This is a genomic window from Pseudomonas pharyngis (assembly GCF_021602345.1).
Lineage (GTDB): Bacteria > Pseudomonadota > Gammaproteobacteria > Pseudomonadales > Pseudomonadaceae > Aquipseudomonas > Aquipseudomonas pharyngis.
Genome location: NZ_BQID01000028.1, coordinates 14,087 through 34,073, shown reverse-complemented (window position 1 = coordinate 34,073; position 19,987 = coordinate 14,087). Strand labels below are relative to the sequence as shown.

The window sequence follows — 19,987 nt, the reverse complement described above, 5'->3', positions numbered from 1 at the left end:
CCAGCACCAGCACCCCGCCCCAGGTGTCGACGATGTCGCGCACAATCCCCAGCCCCAAGCCATGCCCATGGGTCTGCTCATCCAGCCGCGTCCCCCGGCTGAATACCTGAGCCCGCTGCGCCTCGGGAATTCCCGGCCCGTCGTCTTCCACACTCAGCACAAAACCATCAGCCGTTTCGACCACACTCAGCCGCACCTCGGCATCCGCCCATTTGCAGGCGTTGTCCAGCAGGTTACCGAGCAGTTCCAGCAGGTCCTCACGATCCCACGGCAATTGCAGGCCCGGCGGCGCCACGTAACTCAGCTCCAGATGCTCGCCATGGATCATGTTCAACGTCGACAGCAACCCCGGCAGCTCGGCGTCGCAATCGAACAGCGCTCCCGGCAACGCATCGCCAGAGAGCCGCGCACGGTTGAGCTCGCGGTTCAGTCGTTGCTGAACCTGCTCCAGTTGTTCCTTGAGGATCTTGCGCAGTTCCGGGTGCGCGTCGAGCCGTTCACTCGACGCCAGACTCAACAGCACCGCCAACGGGGTTTTCAGCGCATGCCCGAGATTGCCTAGGGCATTGCGCGAACGCTTCAGGCTGTCTTCAGTGTGCGCCAGCAAATGGTTGATCTGCGCCACCAGCGGTTCCAGTTCCGCCGGCACTTGTTCATCGAGTTGCGAACGCTGGCCCTGCTGCAACTGGGCGATCTGCTCGCGGGCCTTTTCCAGCGGCCGCAACGCGCGGCGCACGGTCAGACGTTGCAACAACAGAATCAGCAGCAACCCGGCCAAACCGAGGCCGAGGCCGATCTGGCGCATGCGCTGGAAACTCTCGCGCACCGGCGTGTAATCCTGAGCCACGCTGATGGAAATCGACTGACCGAGCCGTCGATAGTCCGAGCGCAGTACCAGCAATTGCTGGCCGTCCGGCCCCAGTTGCAGGTTGCTGTGCAGGCCGGAGCGTTCGAGCAACGGCAGATCCTGATCCCACAACGAGCGGGAGCGCCAATGGCTGTCGGCGAAGTCGATGCGGAAGTAATGCCCGGAAAACGGTCGCTGGTAGGCCGGCGACAAGTGCCGCTCATCCAGCTGCAAGCCTTGCGGGCCGCGAACCAGCGCCACCAGCAGACTTTCGCTGTCGTTGCGCAATCCGGATTCGAGATAGCGCTGCAATCCCACTTCGAAGAGCCACAGGCTGGTTTGTGCCAGCAGCACACCGACGACCACCAGCACGCTGATCAACCCCAGGCTCAAGCGGCGCTGGATCGATCTCACGAAGCCTGTCCGCCAAACAGATAACCCTGACCGCGACGGGTTTCGATCACGCTCTTGCCGAGCTTGCGTCGCAGGTGATTGACGTGAACTTCCAGCACGTTGGAATCGCGCTCGGTCTCACCGTCGTAGAGGTGTTCGGCGAGGTGGCTTTTGGAGAGGATCTGTTCCGGGTGCAGCATGAAGTAGCGCAGCAGACGGAATTCGGCAGCGGTCAGCTGAATATCGGCGCCGTCGCGCACGACACACTGGCGGCCCTCGTCCAGGTGCAGTCCTGCGGCCTTGAGCGTCGGTTGGTTGGCCTGGCCCTTGGAACGGCGCAGCAGCGACTGGATGCGCAAATACAGCTCTTCCGGATGGAAGGGTTTGGTCAGGTAATCGTCGGCACCGGCCTTCAGGCCTTCGATACGCTCGGCCCAGGAATCGCGGGCGGTGAGGATCAGCACCGGAATCGTCAGACCGCCGGCACGCCACTGCGCCAGCACCTCAAGCCCCGGCACGCCGGGCAGACCGAGGTCGAGGACGATCAGGTCATAGGGCTCGCTGCTGCCCTGATAGACCGCATCGCGCCCGTCCGCCAGCCAGTCTACCGCGTAGCCCTGACGTTGCAGGCCGGCGAGCAGTTCGTCGGCCAGCGGTACGTGGTCTTCCACCAGAAGCAAGCGCATCGGTCAATCTTCCTTGTCTTTCACGAGTTCGCCGGTATCGGCCTTCAAGTGCAGCTCGCGGGCCACACCTTCGACGGTCAGCAACTCGACTTCATAAATGTAGACGTCGTGTTTTTCTTCCAGCTCGACTTCCAGCAGTTTCGCGCCGGGATAACGGTCCATCGCCTGGTGTAATACCTGCTCGAGCGGCAGGATCACACCCTGCTTGCGCAGATTGAGGGCTTCGTCGGGACCCAGGTCGCGGGCCATGGCCGTCGAGCAAAACATCACCAGCGCCAATGCCGTACGGCGGGTGGCGCGAACATTCACCTTCATTACGTATCCTGATGATCCTTGAGCACTTGCCCGCTCACCGCGTCCAGTTCCAGATCCCATTCCAGCCCCTGCGGATCACGCAGTTCGATCTGGTAGATGTACTTGCCGTACTGTTCTTCCAGCTCGGTGTCGGTGATCGTCGAACCCGGGTGTTTGGCCAGCGCGGTGGCGTTGAGCTTCTCGAAGGAGACGATAGTACCAGCGTCGCGCAGGCGCAGGGCCTCATCCGGGCCGAGATCACGGGCGTGAACGGTGCTGGCGGTGAGGCCGATGATCGAGGCGATGGTCAGGGCAGTCAGGGTTTTCATGGTGTCTCCGTATTTTTATGTGTCGCTACGGGCCGCACCTTAACGGTGCGAACTTAACTGAAACTGAATTGCCATCATTGGGCCTGCTCCTGCAGCCACGGCAACATGTGCTTATAATCTTTCGCTTGCTAACGATCGAGACCGGTATGACCGCCATTCACATCAAGTTCCCTGCCCTCACCCTCAAGGCCGGCCCCAGGGCCATGGCGCGCATTCGTGCCCAAGGCCTGAACGCCGCCGACGTCGGCACCCTGCCCGGCGCTGCCGGTGGGCCCAAGGCATTGGGGATTCAGGGGCTGGATCTGGCGTTGTTCGGCGAGTGGCTGCCGGCGGCGCCGCGCGAGCGTTCGCTGATCGGTGCGTCGGTGGGTTCCTGGCGCTTCGCCAGTGCCTGCCTGCCGGACGCCGCCGAAGGCATCCGCCGCCTTGGTCATCTGTACACCGAGCAGAACTTCAACAAAGGCGTGACCATTGCCGAGGTCAGCCGCAGTTCGCAGCGCATGCTCGATGACCTGCTCGACGGCCGCGATGCCAGCCTTCTGACCAACGCCCATTACCGCTTGAACATCATGGTGGTCAAAAGCCACGGCGGGCTGGCGGACGATCATCGCGGCCGGCTCGGGCTGGCACTGGGTTCGGTGATCGCCGACAACCTGCGCGGCCGCGCGCGGCTGTCGCGGCACTTCGAACGGCTGATCATCCACGACCCGCGCCTGGCGCCGCCGGTGCATGCACTGAATGACTTCCCGTCGCGTTTCGTCGCCCTCGACGCCGGCAACCTGCGCCAGGCGCTGCTGGCCTCGGGTTCGATCCCGATGGTCATGGAGGGCGTGCGTGACCTGCCAGGCGCCGGTGCCGGCACGTTCCGCGACGGCGGTCTGCTCGACTACCACCTCGACCTGCCCTACAGCGGCGACGGCATCGTGTTGTATCCGCACTTCACCGACCGAGTGATCCCGGGCTGGTTCGACAAGACTCTGCCGTGGCGCAAAGCTTCGGTGGAACGCTTGCAGGACGTGCTGTTGCTCGCGCCGTCGAAGGAATACCTGGCGCGTCTGCCCTACGGCAAACTCCCCGACCGTAACGACTTCAAGCGTTTCATGGGCGATGCGCCGAGCCGACAGAAATACTGGCGCGCGGCGATGGACGAGAGCCGACGGCTGGGCGACGAATTCCTCGAACTGACTGCCAATGGTCGCCTCGCCGAACGCTTGCTGACCCTTTAGTCAGCACAGCCGGGAACAAGCTGATAAACTCGCCGCCTGCCCGAATTCGCTGCGGCGAACGCCATCTGAACAGAGCTGAAATCACTGTGGAAATCTTCAAGGAATTTACGTTCGAATCCGCCCACCGCCTGCCCCACGTACCGGACGGCCACAAGTGCGGACGCCTGCACGGCCACTCGTTCAAAGTGGCGATTCACCTGAGCGGCGACCTCGACCCGCACACCGGCTGGATCCGTGACTTTTCCGAGATCAAGGCGATTTTCAAGCCGCTGTACGAGCGTCTGGACCACAATTACCTGAACGACATTCCGGGCCTTGAGAACCCGACCAGCGAAGTGCTGGCCAAATTCATCTGGAATGAATTGAAGCCCCTGCTGCCGGAACTCAGTGCGATCCGCATCCACGAGACCTGCACCAGCGGTTGCATCTATCGCGGCGAGTAATTCCCGCGACACAAAAAAACCACCGAGACCGGTGGTTTTTTTACGCCTATGCTTTTTGGCTCGAACCCGCCAAGAGGGCAGGCCCATGACGGACTGGCTGCTGGATCAGGTCTTTGATTTCAACGGGCAACAGATTCGCCACGGGGTGCACGGCGACGGCCCGCCGCTGGTATTCGTGCACGGCACGCCCTTCTCGTCTTACGTGTGGCACCGCATCGCGCCGCACTTTTTCGCCACCCATCGGGTGCATTACTTCGACCTGCTGGGCTACGGCCAATCCGAGCAACCGGACGCCGATGTCTCCCTCGGCGTGCAGAACGAATTGCTCGCGCAGTTGCTCGATCACTGGAATCTGCAACGCCCGGACGTGGTCGCCCACGACTTCGGCGGCGCCACCGCCCTGCGCGCGCATCTGCTCAACGGCAAGGATTACCGCAGCCTGACCCTGATCGACCCGGTGGCGCTGACGCCCTGGGGCTCGCCGTTCGTGCAGCACGTGCGCCAGCATGAAGCGGCGTTCAGCGGCCTGCCGGATTACATCCAGCGCGCCATCGTGCCGGCCTATATTCGCGGGGCGATTCACCGGGAGATTCCCGATGACGAACTGGCGCCCTACGTGCAGCCGTGGCTGGGCGATCCGGGGCAAGCGGCGTTCTACCGGCAGATCGCGCAGATGGATCAGCGCTACACGCTGGAGGCACAGCCGCTGTACCCGACGATCCGCTGCCCGGTGCAGATTCTCTGGGGGGAAGAGGATCAGTGGATTCCCATTGAGCGCGGACGCGAGTTGCACAAGATGATTCCAGGATCGCAATTTCATCCGATCCCGAATGCCGGGCATCTGGTGCAGGAAGATGCGCCTGAAGCCATCGTCGCCGCGCTGCTGCGGTTTCTCTGATCCAATCCCGTGACCCTGTGGGAACAACTGCTCCCACATGGTTCGGTGCGGCGCCCGATGCACTGCTTTCGCGCCGATCATCCGTGCCTCGTCTATAAATACCCGCAACATCGCGTTTGGCACGACCGCTGCAACCTCTTCGCGTCCTCCCCTTTCCAGCAAGGAACGCCCCCATGACGCAAAACGATCCCGGCAACGATTACCCCCTCAGCGAAGTGCCGATGCACGCGCGCAAAGGCCTGGCCTCCACGGCGATGGTGCTGCTGGGGTTCACCTTCTTCACGGCGACCATGTTTGCCGGCGGCAAGCTCGGCGTGGCATTCAACTTCGGCGAAATGCTCGCCGTCATCGTCATCGGCAATCTGCTTCTCGGTGTGTATGCCGCAGGCCTCGGCTACATCGCCTTCAAGAGCGGGCTGAATTCGGTGCTGATGGGGCGCTTCTGTTTTGGCGAAGTCGGCAGCAAACTCAGCGATCTGATCCTCGGGTTTACCCAGATCGGCTGGTACGCCTGGGGCACCGCGACGGCGGCGGTGGTACTTGGCAAGTATTTCGATCTGAATGAAGCCACGGTACTGGGGCTGATGGTGCTGTTCGGCCTGGCGTTCTGCGCCACGGCGTATGTCGGTTATCGCGGGCTGGAGATTCTGTCGTACATCGCGGTGCCGGCGATGATGTTGCTGCTGATGCTGTCGATGTGGGTCGCGACCGTGAAAGTCGGCGGCCTCGACGGTTTGCTCAGCGTCGTGCCCAGCGGTTCGCTGGACTGGTCGACCGCCATCACGCTGGTGTTCGGCACCTTCGTCAGCGGTGCGACCCAGGCCACCAACTGGACGCGTTTTTCCCGTTCGGCACGGGTCGCGGTGCTGGCCAGCCTGATCGGCTTTTTCATCGGCAACGGCCTGATGGTGCTGATCGGCGCCTATGGCGCAATCGTCTACCAACAACCCGACGTGGTCGAAGTGTTGCTGTTGCAGGGCTTCGCCATGGCGGCGATGGCGATGCTGTTGCTGAACATCTGGAGTACCCAGGACAACACCATCTACAACTTCGCCGTCGCCGGCTGCAACCTGCTGCGCACCGGGCGCCGCAAGACCGTGACCCTGGCCGGTGCCGTGATCGGCACGGCGCTCGCGCTGCTGGGCATGTACGACATGCTGGTGCCTTATCTGATCCTGCTCGGCACGGTGATTCCGCCGATTGGCGGGGTGATCATGGCGGACTTTTTCTTCCGCTGGCGCGGGCGTTATCCGCGTCTGGCCGACGCACGGTTACCGGCGTTCAACTGGCCGGGGCTGGCGGCTTACGCGGCCGGAACCGTCGCCGCGTTCGGCTCGCCGTGGGTCGCGCCGCTGGTCGGCATCGCCGTTGCCGCGTTAACGTATATCGCAGTGACCGGCCTGCTCGGCGCCCGCAACGCGGCCGCCCCTCTACAAGATCTATAAAAGGATTCGCCCGATGCACATCATCAACGCCCGACTGCGCAACCAGGAAGGTCTGCACGAATTGCACCTGGAAGATGGCCTGATCCGCAGCATCGCGCGCCAGACCGAAGCGCCGACCCTGGGTCCCGAAGACCTTGATGCCGGCGGCAATCTGGTGGTGCCGCCCTTCGTCGAGCCGCACATTCACCTCGACGCCACCCTGACCGCCGGCGAGCCGCGCTGGAACATGAGCGGTACGCTGTTCGAAGGCATCGAGTGCTGGGGCGAGCGCAAACTCACCATCACCCAGGAAGACACCAAGACCCGGGCCAAGAAAACCATACAAACCCTCGCCGCCCACGGCATCCAGCACGTGCGTACCCACGTCGACGTCACCGACCCGCAACTCACCGCGCTCAAGGCGATGCTCGAAGTGCGCGAGGAAAGCCGTCACCTGATCGACCTGCAAATCGTCGCGTTCCCCCAGGAAGGCATTGAGTCGTTTCGTAATGGTCGCGAGCTGATGGAAGAAGCAATCCGCATGGGCGCGGACGTGGTCGGCGGGATTCCGCATTTCGAATACACCCGCGATCAGGGTGTCAGTTCGGTGAAGTTCCTGATGGACCTGGCCGAGCGCACCGGCTGCCTGGTGGACGTGCACTGCGACGAAACCGACGACCCGCATTCGCGCTTCCTCGAAGTGCTGGCCGAAGAGGCCCGCAGCCGCGACATGGGCGCCCTCGTGACCGCCAGCCACACCACCGCGATGGGCTCCTACGACAACGCCTACTGCGCCAAACTGTTCCGCCTGCTCGGCCATTCAGGGATCAGTTTTGTCTCCTGCCCGACCGAAAGCATTCACCTGCAAGGTCGCTTCGACAACTTCCCGAAACGCCGCGGCGTGACCCGCGTCAACGAACTGCTCGAAGCCGGGATGAACGTCTGCTTCGGCCAGGATTCGATCGTCGATCCGTGGTATCCGCTGGGCAACGGCAACATCCTGCGGGTCCTCGAAGCCGGCCTGCACATCTGCCACATGCTCGGTTATCGCAACCTGCAGAGCGCGCTGGATCTGGTCACCGACAACAGCGCCAAGGCCATGCACCTCGGTGAGCGCTACGGCCTGGAACAGGGCCGCCCGGCGAACCTGCTGATCCTGTCGGCGGACAGCGATTACGAAGTGATCCGCAGCCAGGGCCTGCCGCTGTATTCGATCCGCGACGGCAAAGTGCTGATGAAGCGGCAGATGCCGGTGGTGGAGTTCGTCTAAGGTGTAGAAGTCGGCGTCGCAACGGCGCCGACTTCTTCCGATGGACGCCCTGTCATGCCGTAGTTCGCGCGTAGTTGCTCCGCTGCCATCCTCATTGATCCGTGAGGACGCGACATGAATCAAAAGACCACTTCCGATCCCATGGCCACGCTTTACCAGGAAGGCCGCCATACGTTTGTCGAACTCGTACCCGATGGAGGGGCCAGGCTCGACGCCTTGTTTCATACCGTTCCCGCATTGGGCCAACTGGCCGTCGGCGTGGTTTACGGACATTTACACTCACGTCCCGGTCTTGATCCGCGATTACGCGAAGCGGTGTCGTTTGCCGCCATTGTCGCCTCGGGCATGGTCGGACCACCGCTGAGCGTGCACCTCAAAACCGGCCTGGCATCGGGCCTCGCTCCGGGTGAATTGAGTGAAATACTGCTGCAGGCTTCGGCCTTCGCCGGTTTCCCCCGAGCGGTCAGCGCTGCGGAACAGCTCAATCATCTGTTTGCAGACGCGGGCCTTGAATCACCACCGCCCCCTACCCCGAGAGAAGTCACTTCGAGATTTTGCTCTGACGTTCGCGAGGGCCATTCACCAATTCCGTTGAGTGCCGCCGTGAAACGCCAATTGCGGCACGCAGACCGTTTGGCGCTGCAAGCCTGCACAGCACAGGCTGTGATCGTCGAGTGTTTTCAAAGCCCCGAAACGCAGCCCAAAGCCCTGCTGTATGTGACGGTGGACGATGACATTGTTATCGCCGTGAAACTGTTCAAGGGCCAATGAACGGTTTCATGGTTATGGATCGGGGCGGCTTTATCGCCAAACGATAGAGCCAACCTGTCAGATCTGACAGGCGACAAGCGCTGCGTGTCGGCTCACAGTAAGCCCCAAGGGATCCATCGTTCCCGGGGGGACGATCATGAAAGGGACTTCACCTTTTTGTCCGATGTGCGGTGCCAAACAGACGCACGCCGAGCAGCTCGCCATCGCGCTCTTCCAGTAAAATCGGGGCCGTCCCGCCTGGCATTACCACCTGCACCTCTCCCGCCGACACCCAGCCTACCCGCCATGCCGCAGACGCCACCGCACTGGCGCTGGTGCCAGAGGACGCCGTCGGCCCCTCGCCCCGTTCGAACACCCGCGCCACAATGCGTTGATCGCCAGCGCGCATCGCCCATTGCAGGTTGATCCCGGCCGGGCACGGCTGGCCGGCGCCGGTGGGCATGGCGTAGGCGATGGCGGTCAGACAGTCTGCCAGCGGCGATTCAAGCATCTGAGCGTTGCTCGGCAATGCGGCTTCATCCTGCACCAGGGTCACGCAATGCGGATTGCCGATGCGCACGAACTGGCTGTGCGCCCAGGCAGGATCGAGTTGCGCCAGCGGTCGAACACCGCTGACTTCCACGCCATTGAAAGGGTGCGACTCAACCCCGAGCGCACCGACCGCCGCCGGGCCGAAACCGGGCTGGCCGAGGTCCAGCCAGAAGCCCTGCACGCCCGCCACTTGCGCCGGTTTCACCGAGGTCGGCACGGGCGATAGTGCGTCCTGTTTGTCGTGATGCACCCGCAGCGTCGCGCCCTCCTCCGGCATCACCCCCTGTTCGAGCAGCGCCTGGGAGAAAATCGTCAGGCCATTGCCGCTGCGTTCAGCCAGCGTGCCATCGGTGTTGACGATCAGCAGATCGAAGGGTGGCGAGGATTGAAACGGGCCGATCAGCAAGCCATCGCTGCGATGGGACTTGCTGCCGAGAGGTCGCTGACCGTCGGGCCAATCGCAGCACAGGGCGATCGCGGCGCGGCTCCACGCCAGTCGAGACAAGGCACACTGCGTGGCACTGGCGGGCAGATCGATACCCGAGTCCCGCAGCGCCTGCGGTGAAATCACCCCGTAGATATTGCCCCGTGCATCGTAGAACTGCGTCATGTACTGACCCTTGTTTTCGAGTTGCCAAAGACGTCACTGTAAAACGCAATTCCTTGTGGGAGCGAGCCTGCTCGCGATGCCGTAGTGTCAGTCGAACTTTCATTGTCTGATACACCGCCATCGCGAGCAGGCTCGCTCCCACAGAAGAGCTGTGCAAGGATGTCCACTGCTGAAACGTTTTTTGCCAAGGATCGTTATGACCAGCCTCACCCCTCAAGACACGTTCGTTCCCGGACGCCTCGAACAGATGTCCACGCGCATCGCTTTCTTCATCGCCGGGCTCGGCATCGCCGCGTGGGCGCCGTTGGTGCCCTACGCCAAGGCGCGCGCCGGTCTCGATGAGGGGACGCTGGGGTTGCTGTTGCTGTGCCTGGGTGTCGGTTCGATTCTGGCGATGCCGCTGGCGGGAATTCTGGCCACGCGGTTTGGCTGCCGGAAGGTGGCCACCGGCGGCACGCTGCTGATCTGTGCAGCATTGCCGTTGCTGGCGACGGTGTCGTCGATTCCGGCGTTGATTGCCACGCTGTTCATGTTCGGTGCCGGGCTGGGCACGGTGGATTCGACGGTGAACCTGCAAGCGGTGATCGTCGAGCGGGCCAGCGGCAAGAACATGATGTCCGGGTTCCACGGCCTGTTCAGCCTCGGCGGGATTGTCGGCGCGGCGGGCGTCAGTGCCCTGCTCGGTCTCGGGCTGTCGCCACTGGCAGCGATGCTGGTAGTGGTCGTGGTGCTGATCGCGGCGCTGTTCAAGGCGGTGCCGCACATGCTGCCTTACGGCAGTGAAAGCTCGGGGCCTGCGTTCGCGGTGCCCCACGGGATCGTGCTGTTCATCGGCGGCATGTGCTTCATCGTATTCCTCACCGAAGGCGCGGCGCTGGACTGGAGCGCGGTGTTTCTGGCCCAGGAACGCGGGATCGACACCGCCTATGCGGGGCTGGGTTACGCAGCGTTCGCACTGACCATGACGGCCGGTCGTTTGACCGGTGACCGGATCGTCCGCGCACTGGGCGCAACCCGGATCATTCTGTTTGGCGGTCTGCTGGCAGCGGCGGGATTGTTTCTGGCGACCTTCGCCCCGAGCTGGCAAGCCGCGCTGCTCGGTTATGCGCTGGTTGGCGCCGGGTGTTCGAACATCGTGCCGGTGCTGTACACGGCGGTGGGCAAGCAGACGGTGATGCCGGAAAGCATCGCCGTGCCGGCAATCACTACGCTGGGGTATGCGGGGATTCTGGCGGGGCCGGCGGTGATCGGCTTTGTCGCCCACGCCAGCAGCCTGAGTTTTGCCTTCGGGCTGATGGCGACGTTGCTGGTGGCGGTGGCGATTGGCGGCAAAGCGCTCAAAGTCTGAAAAACATCATCTGAACGCCCCCGAAGCGAACCCGCTCCCACAAGATACAAACGTTCCCTGTGGGAGCTGCGGTTCGACGATTCGACTTGCCCGCGATGCAGCCACCTCGGTCTATCAGAAACCGACGCTGGCCTGCACGAAGAACGTCCGCGGCGTGCCCACGTAGATCCCCGAGTTGTTGTCGCTGGAGCGGGTGAAATACTGCTTGTCGAAGATGTTTTTCACCCCGGCGCCGAGCTTCAGGTTCGACAGCTGCGAACCAAAGTCATAGCCGCCGCGCACGTTCCAGGTCACGTAACCCGGAATGTCGCCGTACTGCCCGTCCGCCGTGCCTTCGGTGATGTAATTGCCATTGAAGCTGCCATCAGCATTCACGCCGGTGCCCGGTGAGCGCTGTTTGGACTGGGCGAAGCCGTCGATGTTGTAGGTCCAGCGGTTGATGTCGTAACGCAGGCCGACGGTCGCCACCTGACGCGAGTAGAACGGCAGGTCGCGGCCCTTGAAGCCGGGGATCTCGCCTTCGTAGGTCGCGCGGGTGTAAGTGAAACCGGCGTTGGCCGTCAGGCCATCCAGGCGTGGATCGAGCGCCGCCATGTCGTAGTGCACCGACGCTTCGATACCCTGATGCTTGGTCGCGCCGAGGTTGGTCCAGCCCACGTCGTTGCTGATGTATTGCAGTTCGTCATCGAAGTCGATGTAGAACAGCGTCACTTCCCCGCCCCACACGTCATCGTTGTAGCGCGTGCCGATTTCGTAGGTCTTGGCTTTTTCCGGCTCCAGACCGTTGGCGGTCTGGTCACCCGAGCCGCCCTGGCCGAGCTGGAAGTACTGAAGGCTGCCGAACGACGTCTCGTAGTTGGCGAACAGCTTCCACGCATCGGACAGGTGATACATCACGCTCAGGGCCGGCAGCGGCTCGTTGCTTTCGATGCTGCGGTTTTTCTCCGGGACGCGTTTGCCGGCGGTGTCGAGCACGGCGCGATCATGCCAGTCAGTGCTGATGTGCTCGAAGCGAATGCCCGGGGTCACGGTCCAGTTGCCGACATCGATCTTGTTGTCGATGTAGACCGAGTTGGCCTCGGTGCCGCCGGTGCGGTCCTGGAACACATGACCGTCGGAGGTCTTGGTGACCACCGGCACATTGTTGACCAGCGCCAGACGGCTCGATTGCTCGTGCATCGCCTCTTTCAGATAACGGTAACCGACGCTGACTTCCTGGGTGGTCGGGCCGACGTCGAACACTCGCGAGACACGCGGCTCGATGCCCAGCGTGTAGTAGGAACGCGGGAACGAGCTGAGGGTTTTCTGATCGCGGGCGGCGATGGTGCTGCCGCGAAAACTGTCGGAATAGTAGGTCAGCACTTCCGCCTGGGTGCGCTCGTCGATCTGCCGGATCCACTTGAACGACACGTCCTTGCGGCGGCCACTGAAGCCGTCGTAGTCGCGGTCGGACTGGAACGGTTTGTCGTCGTACTGTTTCTGCGTCAGGCCGCCGGGCATGTCGGCGCTGGCGTCGTAGTAGTGGAAGTTGAGGCTGAAATCGTCCTGATCGGTCGGCGCCCAGTGGGTCTTGAGGATCACGTCGTCGATGTCGTTGCCGTTGTTCCGCTCGCGGTAACCGTTGCCGTTGACGCCCGAGTACAACAGCGCCATGCCGATGCCGTTGTCGGCGGTGCCGCCAAGAAACGCGGTATCGATGTGTTTCCAGCCACCGTGCTGGGAGGTTTCCAAGGTGGTGCCGATTTCACCGGTGGTTTTTTCCGGGATCGCGCGGGTCACGAAGTTGATCACGCCGCCGACGTTCTGCGGCCCGTAACGCACGGAGCCGGCACCCCGAACCACATCGATACTGTCGAGGTTGCCGGACGAAATCGGCGCCATCGACAGTTGTGGCTGGCCATACGGCGCAAACGCGGCCGGCACGCCGTCGATCAATACGGTGGAGCGTGGCGACAGGCGCGACGTCAAACCCCGTACGCCGACGTTCAGCGAAATATCGCTGCCGCCGGTGCCGTTGGCTTCCTGGACTTGCACGCCGGGCACGCGGCGCAGTACGTCGCCGACGTTCATCGCGCCCTGCTCGACCATCGCTTCACGGCGAATCACCGTGCGCGCGCCGGGGTGGTTCTGCACCACGGCGGCGTCGGCGTCGCCGAGCCAGTCGCCGACCACTTTGATATCGGTCACGCCCAGTTCCAGCGGGCCGTTGGCGGCAGAAGTCGGGGCTGGGGACAAGGTCACCGAACCTTCATTGATCTGATAATCCAAACCGCTGCCTTGCAGCAATTGGCGCAGGGCCTGTTCCGGAGAAAGGTTGCCGTCCACCGCCGGCGCCTGTTTGCCGGCGACCAGGTCCGGGCTGAAAAACACCTGCAACGACGTTTGCTGGCCCAGTTCGCTCAGGGCCTGACCCAGCGGCTGGGCGCGGATGTGAATGGCTTCGGCGGCGAAAGCCATCGGCATGGCGGCGTTGACCGCCAGCGCAAGAGCCAGCGGCAACCAAGGTGATTTTTTGTTTTTGGCGGTGGAGTTTTTCACGTCGAACGGAGTCCTGTGGATCGCAAGAGTGTGCGGCTGTTAATGCAAACCAGTTGCAGTTGAACAGGAAGACGACGAACTCGAAAAAAACCTGAATTTTATTTTGAAATTATTTCCTGGCTGCCGTCGGCAAGGGTGCGCACGGCCACCGGAAGGATGCTCGGCAAGGCCTTGAGCAAGGCATCGGTGTTGTCGGATTTGAACACGCTGGTCAGGCGTAAATTGGCCACGGCGGGGTTGGCGACCTTCAGCGGCTTGTCGCGATAACGCGACACTTCCTCGGCGACTTCGCTGAGGCTGGCATTGTTGAACACCAGTTTGCCGCTGCGCCAGGCCGTCAGCTCCGCCGGGTTGACCGCGTAGGCCGGCGCCACTTTGCCCTGGGCATCGATCCGCGTGCCGAGACCGGCAGTGAGGCTGATGAAATCGGCATCGGCCGCATCACGGCCCTGTACCCTGACCGTGCCCTGCTCAACGGCGACCCGGGTCTGAGTTACGTCGCGGCGCACATCGAAGCGGGTGCCAGTGACCGTGACCTTGCCGCTGCCCGCCTCGACCACGAACGGACGGGACGTGTCGTGCTCGACGCTGAACATCGCTTCGCCTTCGGTCAGCTCGATGAGCCGCCGATCCTTTTCGAAACGCACCTGCAAGCGGCTGCGGCTGTTGAGGTCGATCACCGAGCCGTCCGGCAACGCCACATGCTTGCGCTCGCCGAGCGCGGTGGCGAACTCGGCGCTGTAACCTTGCGGGTGATTCAGACCGCTGAACAGGCCGAGCCCGAGCGCCACCGCGACCACGCTGGCCGCCACGGCGTAACGCAACAACGGACGGCGTTCGCGCCGCGCCGGCGGGGTTTCGCACAGGGCCTTGAGCCGTGGCGCTGGCAGCAGATCCGCCGCCGTCCACAAGCCTTGCAGCAACTGGAATTCGTCACGGTGCTGCGGATGTTCGTTCAGCCAGACGTCGAAGCGCTGCTGTTCGTCGACGCTGACGGCCGGCTCCTGCAAACGCACAAACCAGCGTGCCGCGTCATCGCGCACCGTTGTTTGCCCGCACGCGCAATCACGAGTATCCATCATGGAATGTCCTGTTTGGCTGGGGATGAAAAGACGCCACGGCTCATGATTGCGCCCCGTCCAGGCGATCACGCAGATGCCGCAGGGTGCGGATCATATACTTTTCCACCATGTTCTTGGACAGGCCCAGGCGTTCGGCGATTTCCGCCTGGGTCAGGCCCTCGATCTTCTGCCAGACGAAAATCCGTCGGCAGTTGACCGGCAGCTCCGTGAGCGCGCGTTCGATGGAATCGGCCAGCTGGATCGCATGCATGTAATGCTCCGGGTCGCCGGTCGGCGCCTCACTGAGATCGATCGCCTCCGACTCCATGGCGCCCCGCCGGTCCTCACGCCGATAGCCGTCGACCGCGATATTGCGCGCGGTCTGGTGCAGATACGCCCGGGGTTGCTGCACCGCCGACGAATCGGATTCGAGCACCCGCACAAAGGTGTCGTGCGCCAGATCCTCGGCCTGCGAGCGATTGCGCAGGCGACGGGTCCAGGTGCCGATCAACTCTTCGTAATGCTCGAGAAAGCCGGGTCTGCGGGGCAGCATGGGGGTCATTGCGGCGTGCTGAAGAAAGGGGCGTGAATAGTAATGCTTCCTATTAAGCCGAAGCAATGGATTCCTCGGGTGTGCCGACGAAGCTGTTTTCCCTATCCCTTCGGCGCTCTAATTCGCGGCAGTCCCTGCCTTGCGTGGGCAGAACCACCCGCGTACCAAGCCCTCTGGTATTCACCGTCCATGGCTCTAATGAAAAGCACCGCGATAGTCGCGGTGCAGTTTCCATCCCGCCAGGCTGCCAAGCCACTCTGGCTGAACAGCCCTTGATGCATGGCGGCTCAGCCTTTTTCGTCAATACCCGCTTGAAGTGACTGACTGTCGAAATGACCGCTGACGGTCACCGGACCAACTTTCAGATTGCCGTTTTCAAGGGACACCTTCGGTGCGTTTTCTTCGGTTTTGTGTGGCAGCTCCAGGCCGGCTTTAACGCCGTAGTCGCGGTTGCTCAGGTCGCTGCTGCTGACCTTTGAACCGCCCAGATCGACTTTGCCTTCGGTGGCGGAAATCCGCGCGCCGGTTAGCTGGGTAGTGCCGCCGACAGTGAGATTCACACCCTGACCAGCGCTAATGCCGGAAGCCTGTTTCACGCTGTCCTTGTGCGCGTATTCGCCTCCGGCTTTCAGCGTTGGCTTGTAGTCGGTGCCCGCGAGTTTGCCCTTGTCGTCGGCCGGGGTCTTCTTGGCGGTCAGGCCCAGATCCACGTCAACCTTGGCGTGAGTGCTGGAGTCCTGACGGCTTTCGACCGACAGATCACCGGCCACGTTGCCGCTGACGTTGCGCGCATCGATCCGCGCACCGCTCAGGCTCGCATCACCGGCGCTGTTCAACACCACCGTGTCAGCCTTGATCTGGCTGTTCTGCCGGGTGGTGCCTTGCAGGTAATCCACGCCGACCTTGGCACCGGCATTGAAGTCGTGATCGCTGCTGACTTTTTCATCGGCGGCGGTCGGTGTGCTTTTGCTCAGATTGCCACCGGCGTTCAACGCCACATTCCAGTTGTTGCGGTTGTCGGTGGACTGCGCGGACTCCTGAACGAAACCGCCCTTTTGCGCGTCGATGCTGACGTTTGGCGCGCTGACCTGAGTGCCTTGCAGGCGCACCGAATCGCCGCTCAACGCGATGCCGTTCTGGCTGTTGAGCTGGCCACCGCTGAGGGTCTGGGTGCTCTCGTTGACCCGACCGATGTTGAAGTTGCCGCTGAGGTTGCCGCCCTGATCGCGGCTCTTCTCGCTGCTGGTTTTACTGCCGCCGGCCTTCAGGCCGCCGCCGAGATTGCTGCCGGTGGCGACGTGCGAATCCGTGGCCGCTTGCAGGTCGAGCTTGCCGTCAGCTTTGAGGTCGATAGCACCAGCGCTGTCGATCTTCGTGCCCTGCTGAACCTGATTGCCGCCGCTGCTCAATTGCACCGGACCGTTGCCATTGATACTGGCGACGTGGGCCTGGCTGTCGGTCGTCTGGTTGCCTTTGTGATCGAGCTGGAACCCGGCGCCGAGATCGACGTTGGTGCCGTCGGTGCCCGGAAAGGTGCCGACGGTCAGCGAACCGTTGCCGCGCAGGCTGGAGCCGTCGCTGCTCTGGCGGTCGTTCGCCTGATTCAGCGCCAGATCCCCGCCGGTCTTGACGCTGACACCGCCCTGCCCGCCGTCGAAACGGCTGCCTTCGAACCGGGCATCGCCGCCGACATGGATGTTCACACCCTGATTGCCAGCGTAACCGCCAACCACCGCCGTGGAACTGTCCTTGCTCGACTGGCTGCTACCACCCGCGCCGCTGCCGGCCACGTTCACGTCTTCGCCGGTCTTGGTGTAGACGCGCACATCGACCTTGGCATCCACCGACTTTTCGGTATTGCTGTGGGTGTTGTTCGCGGCATCGGCCACCAGTTTGTCGGCGCTGATGTTCACTTGGTCGGCGCTGGCGTTGTACTGGGTGCCCTGGTCGTGCAGCGTGCCGCCGACCTTCACGTCCACGGTCTGGCCGTCGAACCGGCTGACCACGGCGTTGCTGCCCTGCTCGGTTTTATCGGTGCTGGCATGACCGACTGCCACGTCGATCCCGACGTTCGGCTGACCGATATTGGCCAGTGCGTCCTTGTCCGGCACCTTGCCGTCGAGCACGTCTTTCACCGCGCCGGCAATCGGCCGGGCGATGTCTTTGTACTCGACGTTGGCGCCGATGTCCGCCGACCAGTTGCTCTCCTTGTGGGTGCTGCTCTCGGTGTTGCTGGCGGCACGGTTGTCGACTTCGTTGGCGGCGACATTCAGACCGTTGCCGGACTTCAGTTGCGCGCCCTCGGTGGCGAGTTTGTCAGCGTTGATGTTCAGGCTGCCGCTGCTCTGCACGCCGGTGGTTTGCGCGGTGGTTTTGCCGGTGGTGTCTTGCGAGGTGCTGTGCGAGAAATCCACGCCGCTGCCGGCGCGGTCGAGGCCGCCGGTGTAGTAGAAACCGCCGCCGGTGCTGCGGGTTTCGGTCGAGGTGCTGTGGCTGTCCTGCTCGGCCAGCAGCGAGACGTTCTTGCCGCTCAGGGTGGTGTCGCCGGCGTTGGATTTCACCTCGGCGCCCTTCAGCGTCACGTCGCCGCCCGCCTTCACTTGCACGGTGCCGCCGCTGAGGCTGGAACCCTGCTGGGTAACGTTGTTGACGGTGACGGTTTGCGCCTTGTCTTCGTAATGCACGCCAGCGCGATACTGCTCCGCCGTCTGCTCTTTGGCATAAGCGTCGAAGCCACGGGTTTGTGTGCTGTTGCTGCTGTCGTGGGTGTTCTGCGCCGAATGCACATTCACGTCACCGGCCGCCTCCGCCGTCAGCGAACCACCGGCCTTGACCGTGGAACCGGCGACTTCGATGTCCCTGGCGCTTTTCAGCTTGAGGTTGCTGTCGGAAGCGAGCTCGCTGCGCACCGTGGTGCTGCCCTTGCTGTTCTGCCGGGACTCGTCCTTGGTGATGCCGAAGAACTTGCTGTCATTGTCGTGGTTGTTGCTGTGCGAGGTGTCCTGCACACCGTCGATGGTCAGCGAACCGTTGTCGCTGATCACGCTGGCGTCCTGGACGCCACGCACCTGGCTGGCGCTGATGCGCACTTCGTCAGCCTTGACCACCAGTTTGCCGGCCGCGTTGATCTTGCTGCCCTGATGCTGGGTCTGGCCCTTGTCGGCGTCGCCGGTCTTGCCGAAGAAACCGCCGCCGACCAGATCACCGGAGTAGCGATTGTCGCTGCTGCGATGGGTGCGGGTCGCGGTGGTGATTTCCACTTGTTTGCCGGCCAGTCGCAGATCGCCGGCGCTGTTCAGCTCGGCACCTTCGGAGCGCAACAGTGCGGCGGTTTGCAGGGCGATGTTGCCGGCCTTCAACTGGCTGGTGATGCTGCGCTGCTCTTCGCTGCTGCTGTCCCAATCGGCTTTCCACAGGTGTTTGCGGTGCTTGCCCTGATCGGTCTGGGTGTGGCTTTCAGTGGCGGCGGTCAGGCGCAGGTCGCCGCCGCTTTGCACGCTGAGGTTGTTCTTCGCCTCGACCTTGGCGGCTTTCAGTTCGGTGTCTTTGCCGGAGGACAGTTGCGCGTCGCGGCTGGCGACGATCTGGCTGCCGTGCTGGCGCGAATCGCTGTCGGTCCTGGTGCGTTCGTAGGTTTCCCAAGTGATGCCGATGGTGCTGTTGTTCCAGTTCTCGCGCTGCTCCTGGAGCTTGCGGCTTTCGACGGTGGTCAGGGTCAGGTTGCGTTTGGCCTCGACCTTCACGTCACGACCGCTGACATCGGTGGCGGCCAGCGTCAGGTCCTTGCCGCTGTGCAGGCCGACGTCGCCCTGGCTACTGCGAATGCCGGCACGGGTCACGTCGAGGCTGTCCGGGATCGCCTGGCCGCTGACGCTCAAGTCGCCCGCCGAACGAATCTGCACGCCGTCACGTCCGGCGACTTGCACCGCGCCCACTTTCACGCCCGCGCCTTCTGCGGTGCTGACGATGTTGATGCGCCCGGCCTGCATCGCGCCGAACAGGCTGGCGTCGATCCGCTGATCGGTGGTGTTGCCCGCCGGGTCCACGGCTTTCACCTGGCCGCTGGCGTAGTCGATCTGATTGCGCCCGACGGTGAGGTTCAGTTGATCGCGTGCAGTTATCGCGCCCTGGCTGTCGATGCGCGGGGCGATCAGGTTGATCGAACCTTCGCCGTTGCGCAGACCGCCGCCCTGGATCTGCAACTGACCGGTGGCGTCGCGGGTGCTCAGGGCTTGCAGCATGCCGTCGTTCAGCTCGGGACGGCCGACCAGCAGATTGGCGTTCGGCGTGTTGATGAAACTGCCGCCGTTCACCGAAATGCCGTTCGGGTTGGCGAGCACGTAGTCGGCAGCGCGACCGAAGATTTCCTGGGCGCCGTTGATGGCCGACGGGTTGCGGCTGATCACTTCGTTGAGGATCACGCTCGCGGCCTGGCCCTGCAATTGCGGGTTGGCCGCCAGTTGCCCGGCAACCTGCGATTGCCCGGCCTGAAGGGCGTTGTTCAGCACCAGTCCCTGACGGTCGACGTTGTAGTCGAGGAACTGGTTGTGCGACAGACCGGAGCCGTTCGGCGCGACGATGTTGACGATCGGGACGCCGCCCTGGGTCTGCAATTGCGCGGTGCCGCCGGGGCCGGGCGCAACCACTACACCGCCGGCCATGGCGCCCGGCAGGTGAGCGACCAGAAACAGGCTGGCAATCGCCCAGCGCAGTTTGCCCCGCGGGGAAAGATGAAACGCAAAGGTGTTCATTGGCATAAAAAACT

General features: G+C 63.0%; 16 protein-coding genes. 7 read left to right on the top strand and 9 right to left on the bottom strand.

Annotated elements, in window-relative coordinates:
* The 4 genes from L6D74_RS29200 to L6D74_RS29185 form a co-directional block, all read right to left on the bottom strand.
* Positions 1–1,261, bottom strand: a 1,261-nt coding sequence (locus L6D74_RS29200; protein ID WP_236191570.1) for an ATP-binding protein, incomplete at its 3' end; no start/stop codon positions are given.
* On the bottom strand, positions 1,258–1,926 hold the full coding sequence (locus L6D74_RS29195; RefSeq protein WP_011335105.1) for a response regulator transcription factor: 669 nt from the start codon (positions 1,924–1,926) through the stop codon (positions 1,258–1,260). The genes L6D74_RS29200 and L6D74_RS29195, both read right to left, overlap by 4 nt.
* A 3-nt stretch (positions 1,927–1,929) precedes the next feature.
* On the bottom strand, positions 1,930–2,241 hold the full coding sequence (locus L6D74_RS29190; RefSeq protein ID WP_064597979.1) for a PepSY domain-containing protein: 312 nt from the start codon (positions 2,239–2,241) through the stop codon (positions 1,930–1,932).
* Positions 2,241–2,549, bottom strand: a complete 309-nt coding sequence (locus L6D74_RS29185) for a PepSY domain-containing protein (RefSeq protein ID WP_039770261.1) — start codon at positions 2,547–2,549, stop codon at positions 2,241–2,243. Before L6D74_RS29185 ends, L6D74_RS29190 begins: the two co-directional genes overlap by 1 nt.
* A gap of 146 nt (positions 2,550–2,695) precedes the next feature.
* Between L6D74_RS29185 and L6D74_RS29180 the strand changes: the two genes are divergently transcribed.
* From L6D74_RS29180 to L6D74_RS29155, 6 genes are all read left to right on the top strand, one after another.
* Positions 2,696–3,775: a patatin-like phospholipase family protein gene (locus tag L6D74_RS29180; protein WP_236191569.1), complete on the top strand. Its 1,080-nt coding sequence runs from the start codon at positions 2,696–2,698 to the stop codon at positions 3,773–3,775.
* A gap of 86 nt (positions 3,776–3,861) precedes the next feature.
* On the top strand, positions 3,862–4,218 hold the full coding sequence (gene queD, locus L6D74_RS29175; protein ID WP_007955941.1) for a 6-carboxytetrahydropterin synthase QueD: 357 nt from the start codon (positions 3,862–3,864) through the stop codon (positions 4,216–4,218).
* Positions 4,219–4,303: 85 nt separating this feature from the next.
* On the top strand, positions 4,304–5,116 hold the full coding sequence (locus tag L6D74_RS29170; RefSeq protein ID WP_236191567.1) for an alpha/beta fold hydrolase: 813 nt from the start codon (positions 4,304–4,306) through the stop codon (positions 5,114–5,116).
* Between the two features lie 173 nt (positions 5,117–5,289).
* On the top strand, positions 5,290–6,561 hold the full coding sequence (gene codB / locus L6D74_RS29165; protein ID WP_236191564.1) for a cytosine permease: 1,272 nt from the start codon (positions 5,290–5,292) through the stop codon (positions 6,559–6,561).
* 13 nt (positions 6,562–6,574) lie between these two features.
* Positions 6,575–7,810, top strand: a complete 1,236-nt coding sequence (gene codA / locus L6D74_RS29160; RefSeq protein ID WP_236191562.1) for a cytosine deaminase — start codon at positions 6,575–6,577, stop codon at positions 7,808–7,810.
* 114 nt (positions 7,811–7,924) lie between these two features.
* On the top strand, positions 7,925–8,581 hold the full coding sequence (locus tag L6D74_RS29155; protein ID WP_236191561.1) for a carboxymuconolactone decarboxylase family protein: 657 nt from the start codon (positions 7,925–7,927) through the stop codon (positions 8,579–8,581).
* 148 nt (positions 8,582–8,729) lie between these two features.
* Here the strand turns inward: L6D74_RS29155 and L6D74_RS29150 are convergent, their stop codons facing one another.
* Positions 8,730–9,722 (bottom strand): diaminopimelate epimerase, encoded by a 993-nt coding sequence (locus L6D74_RS29150; RefSeq protein WP_236191559.1) that lies wholly within the window; start codon positions 9,720–9,722, stop codon positions 8,730–8,732.
* Positions 9,723–9,918: 196 nt separating this feature from the next.
* Here L6D74_RS29150 and L6D74_RS29145 point away from each other — a divergent pair, with 196 nt between their 5' ends.
* Positions 9,919–11,070, top strand: a complete 1,152-nt coding sequence (locus L6D74_RS29145) for an MFS transporter (protein ID WP_007955928.1) — start codon at positions 9,919–9,921, stop codon at positions 11,068–11,070.
* 114 nt (positions 11,071–11,184) lie between these two features.
* On the opposite strand, the gene L6D74_RS29140 is transcribed toward L6D74_RS29145, so the two are convergent.
* From L6D74_RS29140 to L6D74_RS29125, 4 genes are all read right to left on the bottom strand, one after another.
* Positions 11,185–13,608: a TonB-dependent siderophore receptor gene (locus L6D74_RS29140; RefSeq protein ID WP_236191557.1), complete on the bottom strand. Its 2,424-nt coding sequence runs from the start codon at positions 13,606–13,608 to the stop codon at positions 11,185–11,187.
* Between the two features lie 98 nt (positions 13,609–13,706).
* Positions 13,707–14,690 carry a FecR family protein gene (locus tag L6D74_RS29135; RefSeq protein ID WP_236191554.1) on the bottom strand — a complete coding sequence of 328 codons (984 nt, stop codon included), beginning with the start codon at positions 14,688–14,690 and terminating at the stop codon, positions 13,707–13,709.
* 40 nt (positions 14,691–14,730) lie between these two features.
* Positions 14,731–15,231: a sigma-70 family RNA polymerase sigma factor gene (locus tag L6D74_RS29130; RefSeq protein ID WP_064598003.1), complete on the bottom strand. Its 501-nt coding sequence runs from the start codon at positions 15,229–15,231 to the stop codon at positions 14,731–14,733.
* 278 nt (positions 15,232–15,509) lie between these two features.
* Complete coding sequence (locus tag L6D74_RS29125) at positions 15,510–19,979, bottom strand: hemagglutinin repeat-containing protein (RefSeq protein WP_236191553.1); 4,470 nt, start codon at positions 19,977–19,979, stop codon at positions 15,510–15,512.
* Between the last annotated feature and the right edge of the window lie 8 nt (positions 19,980–19,987).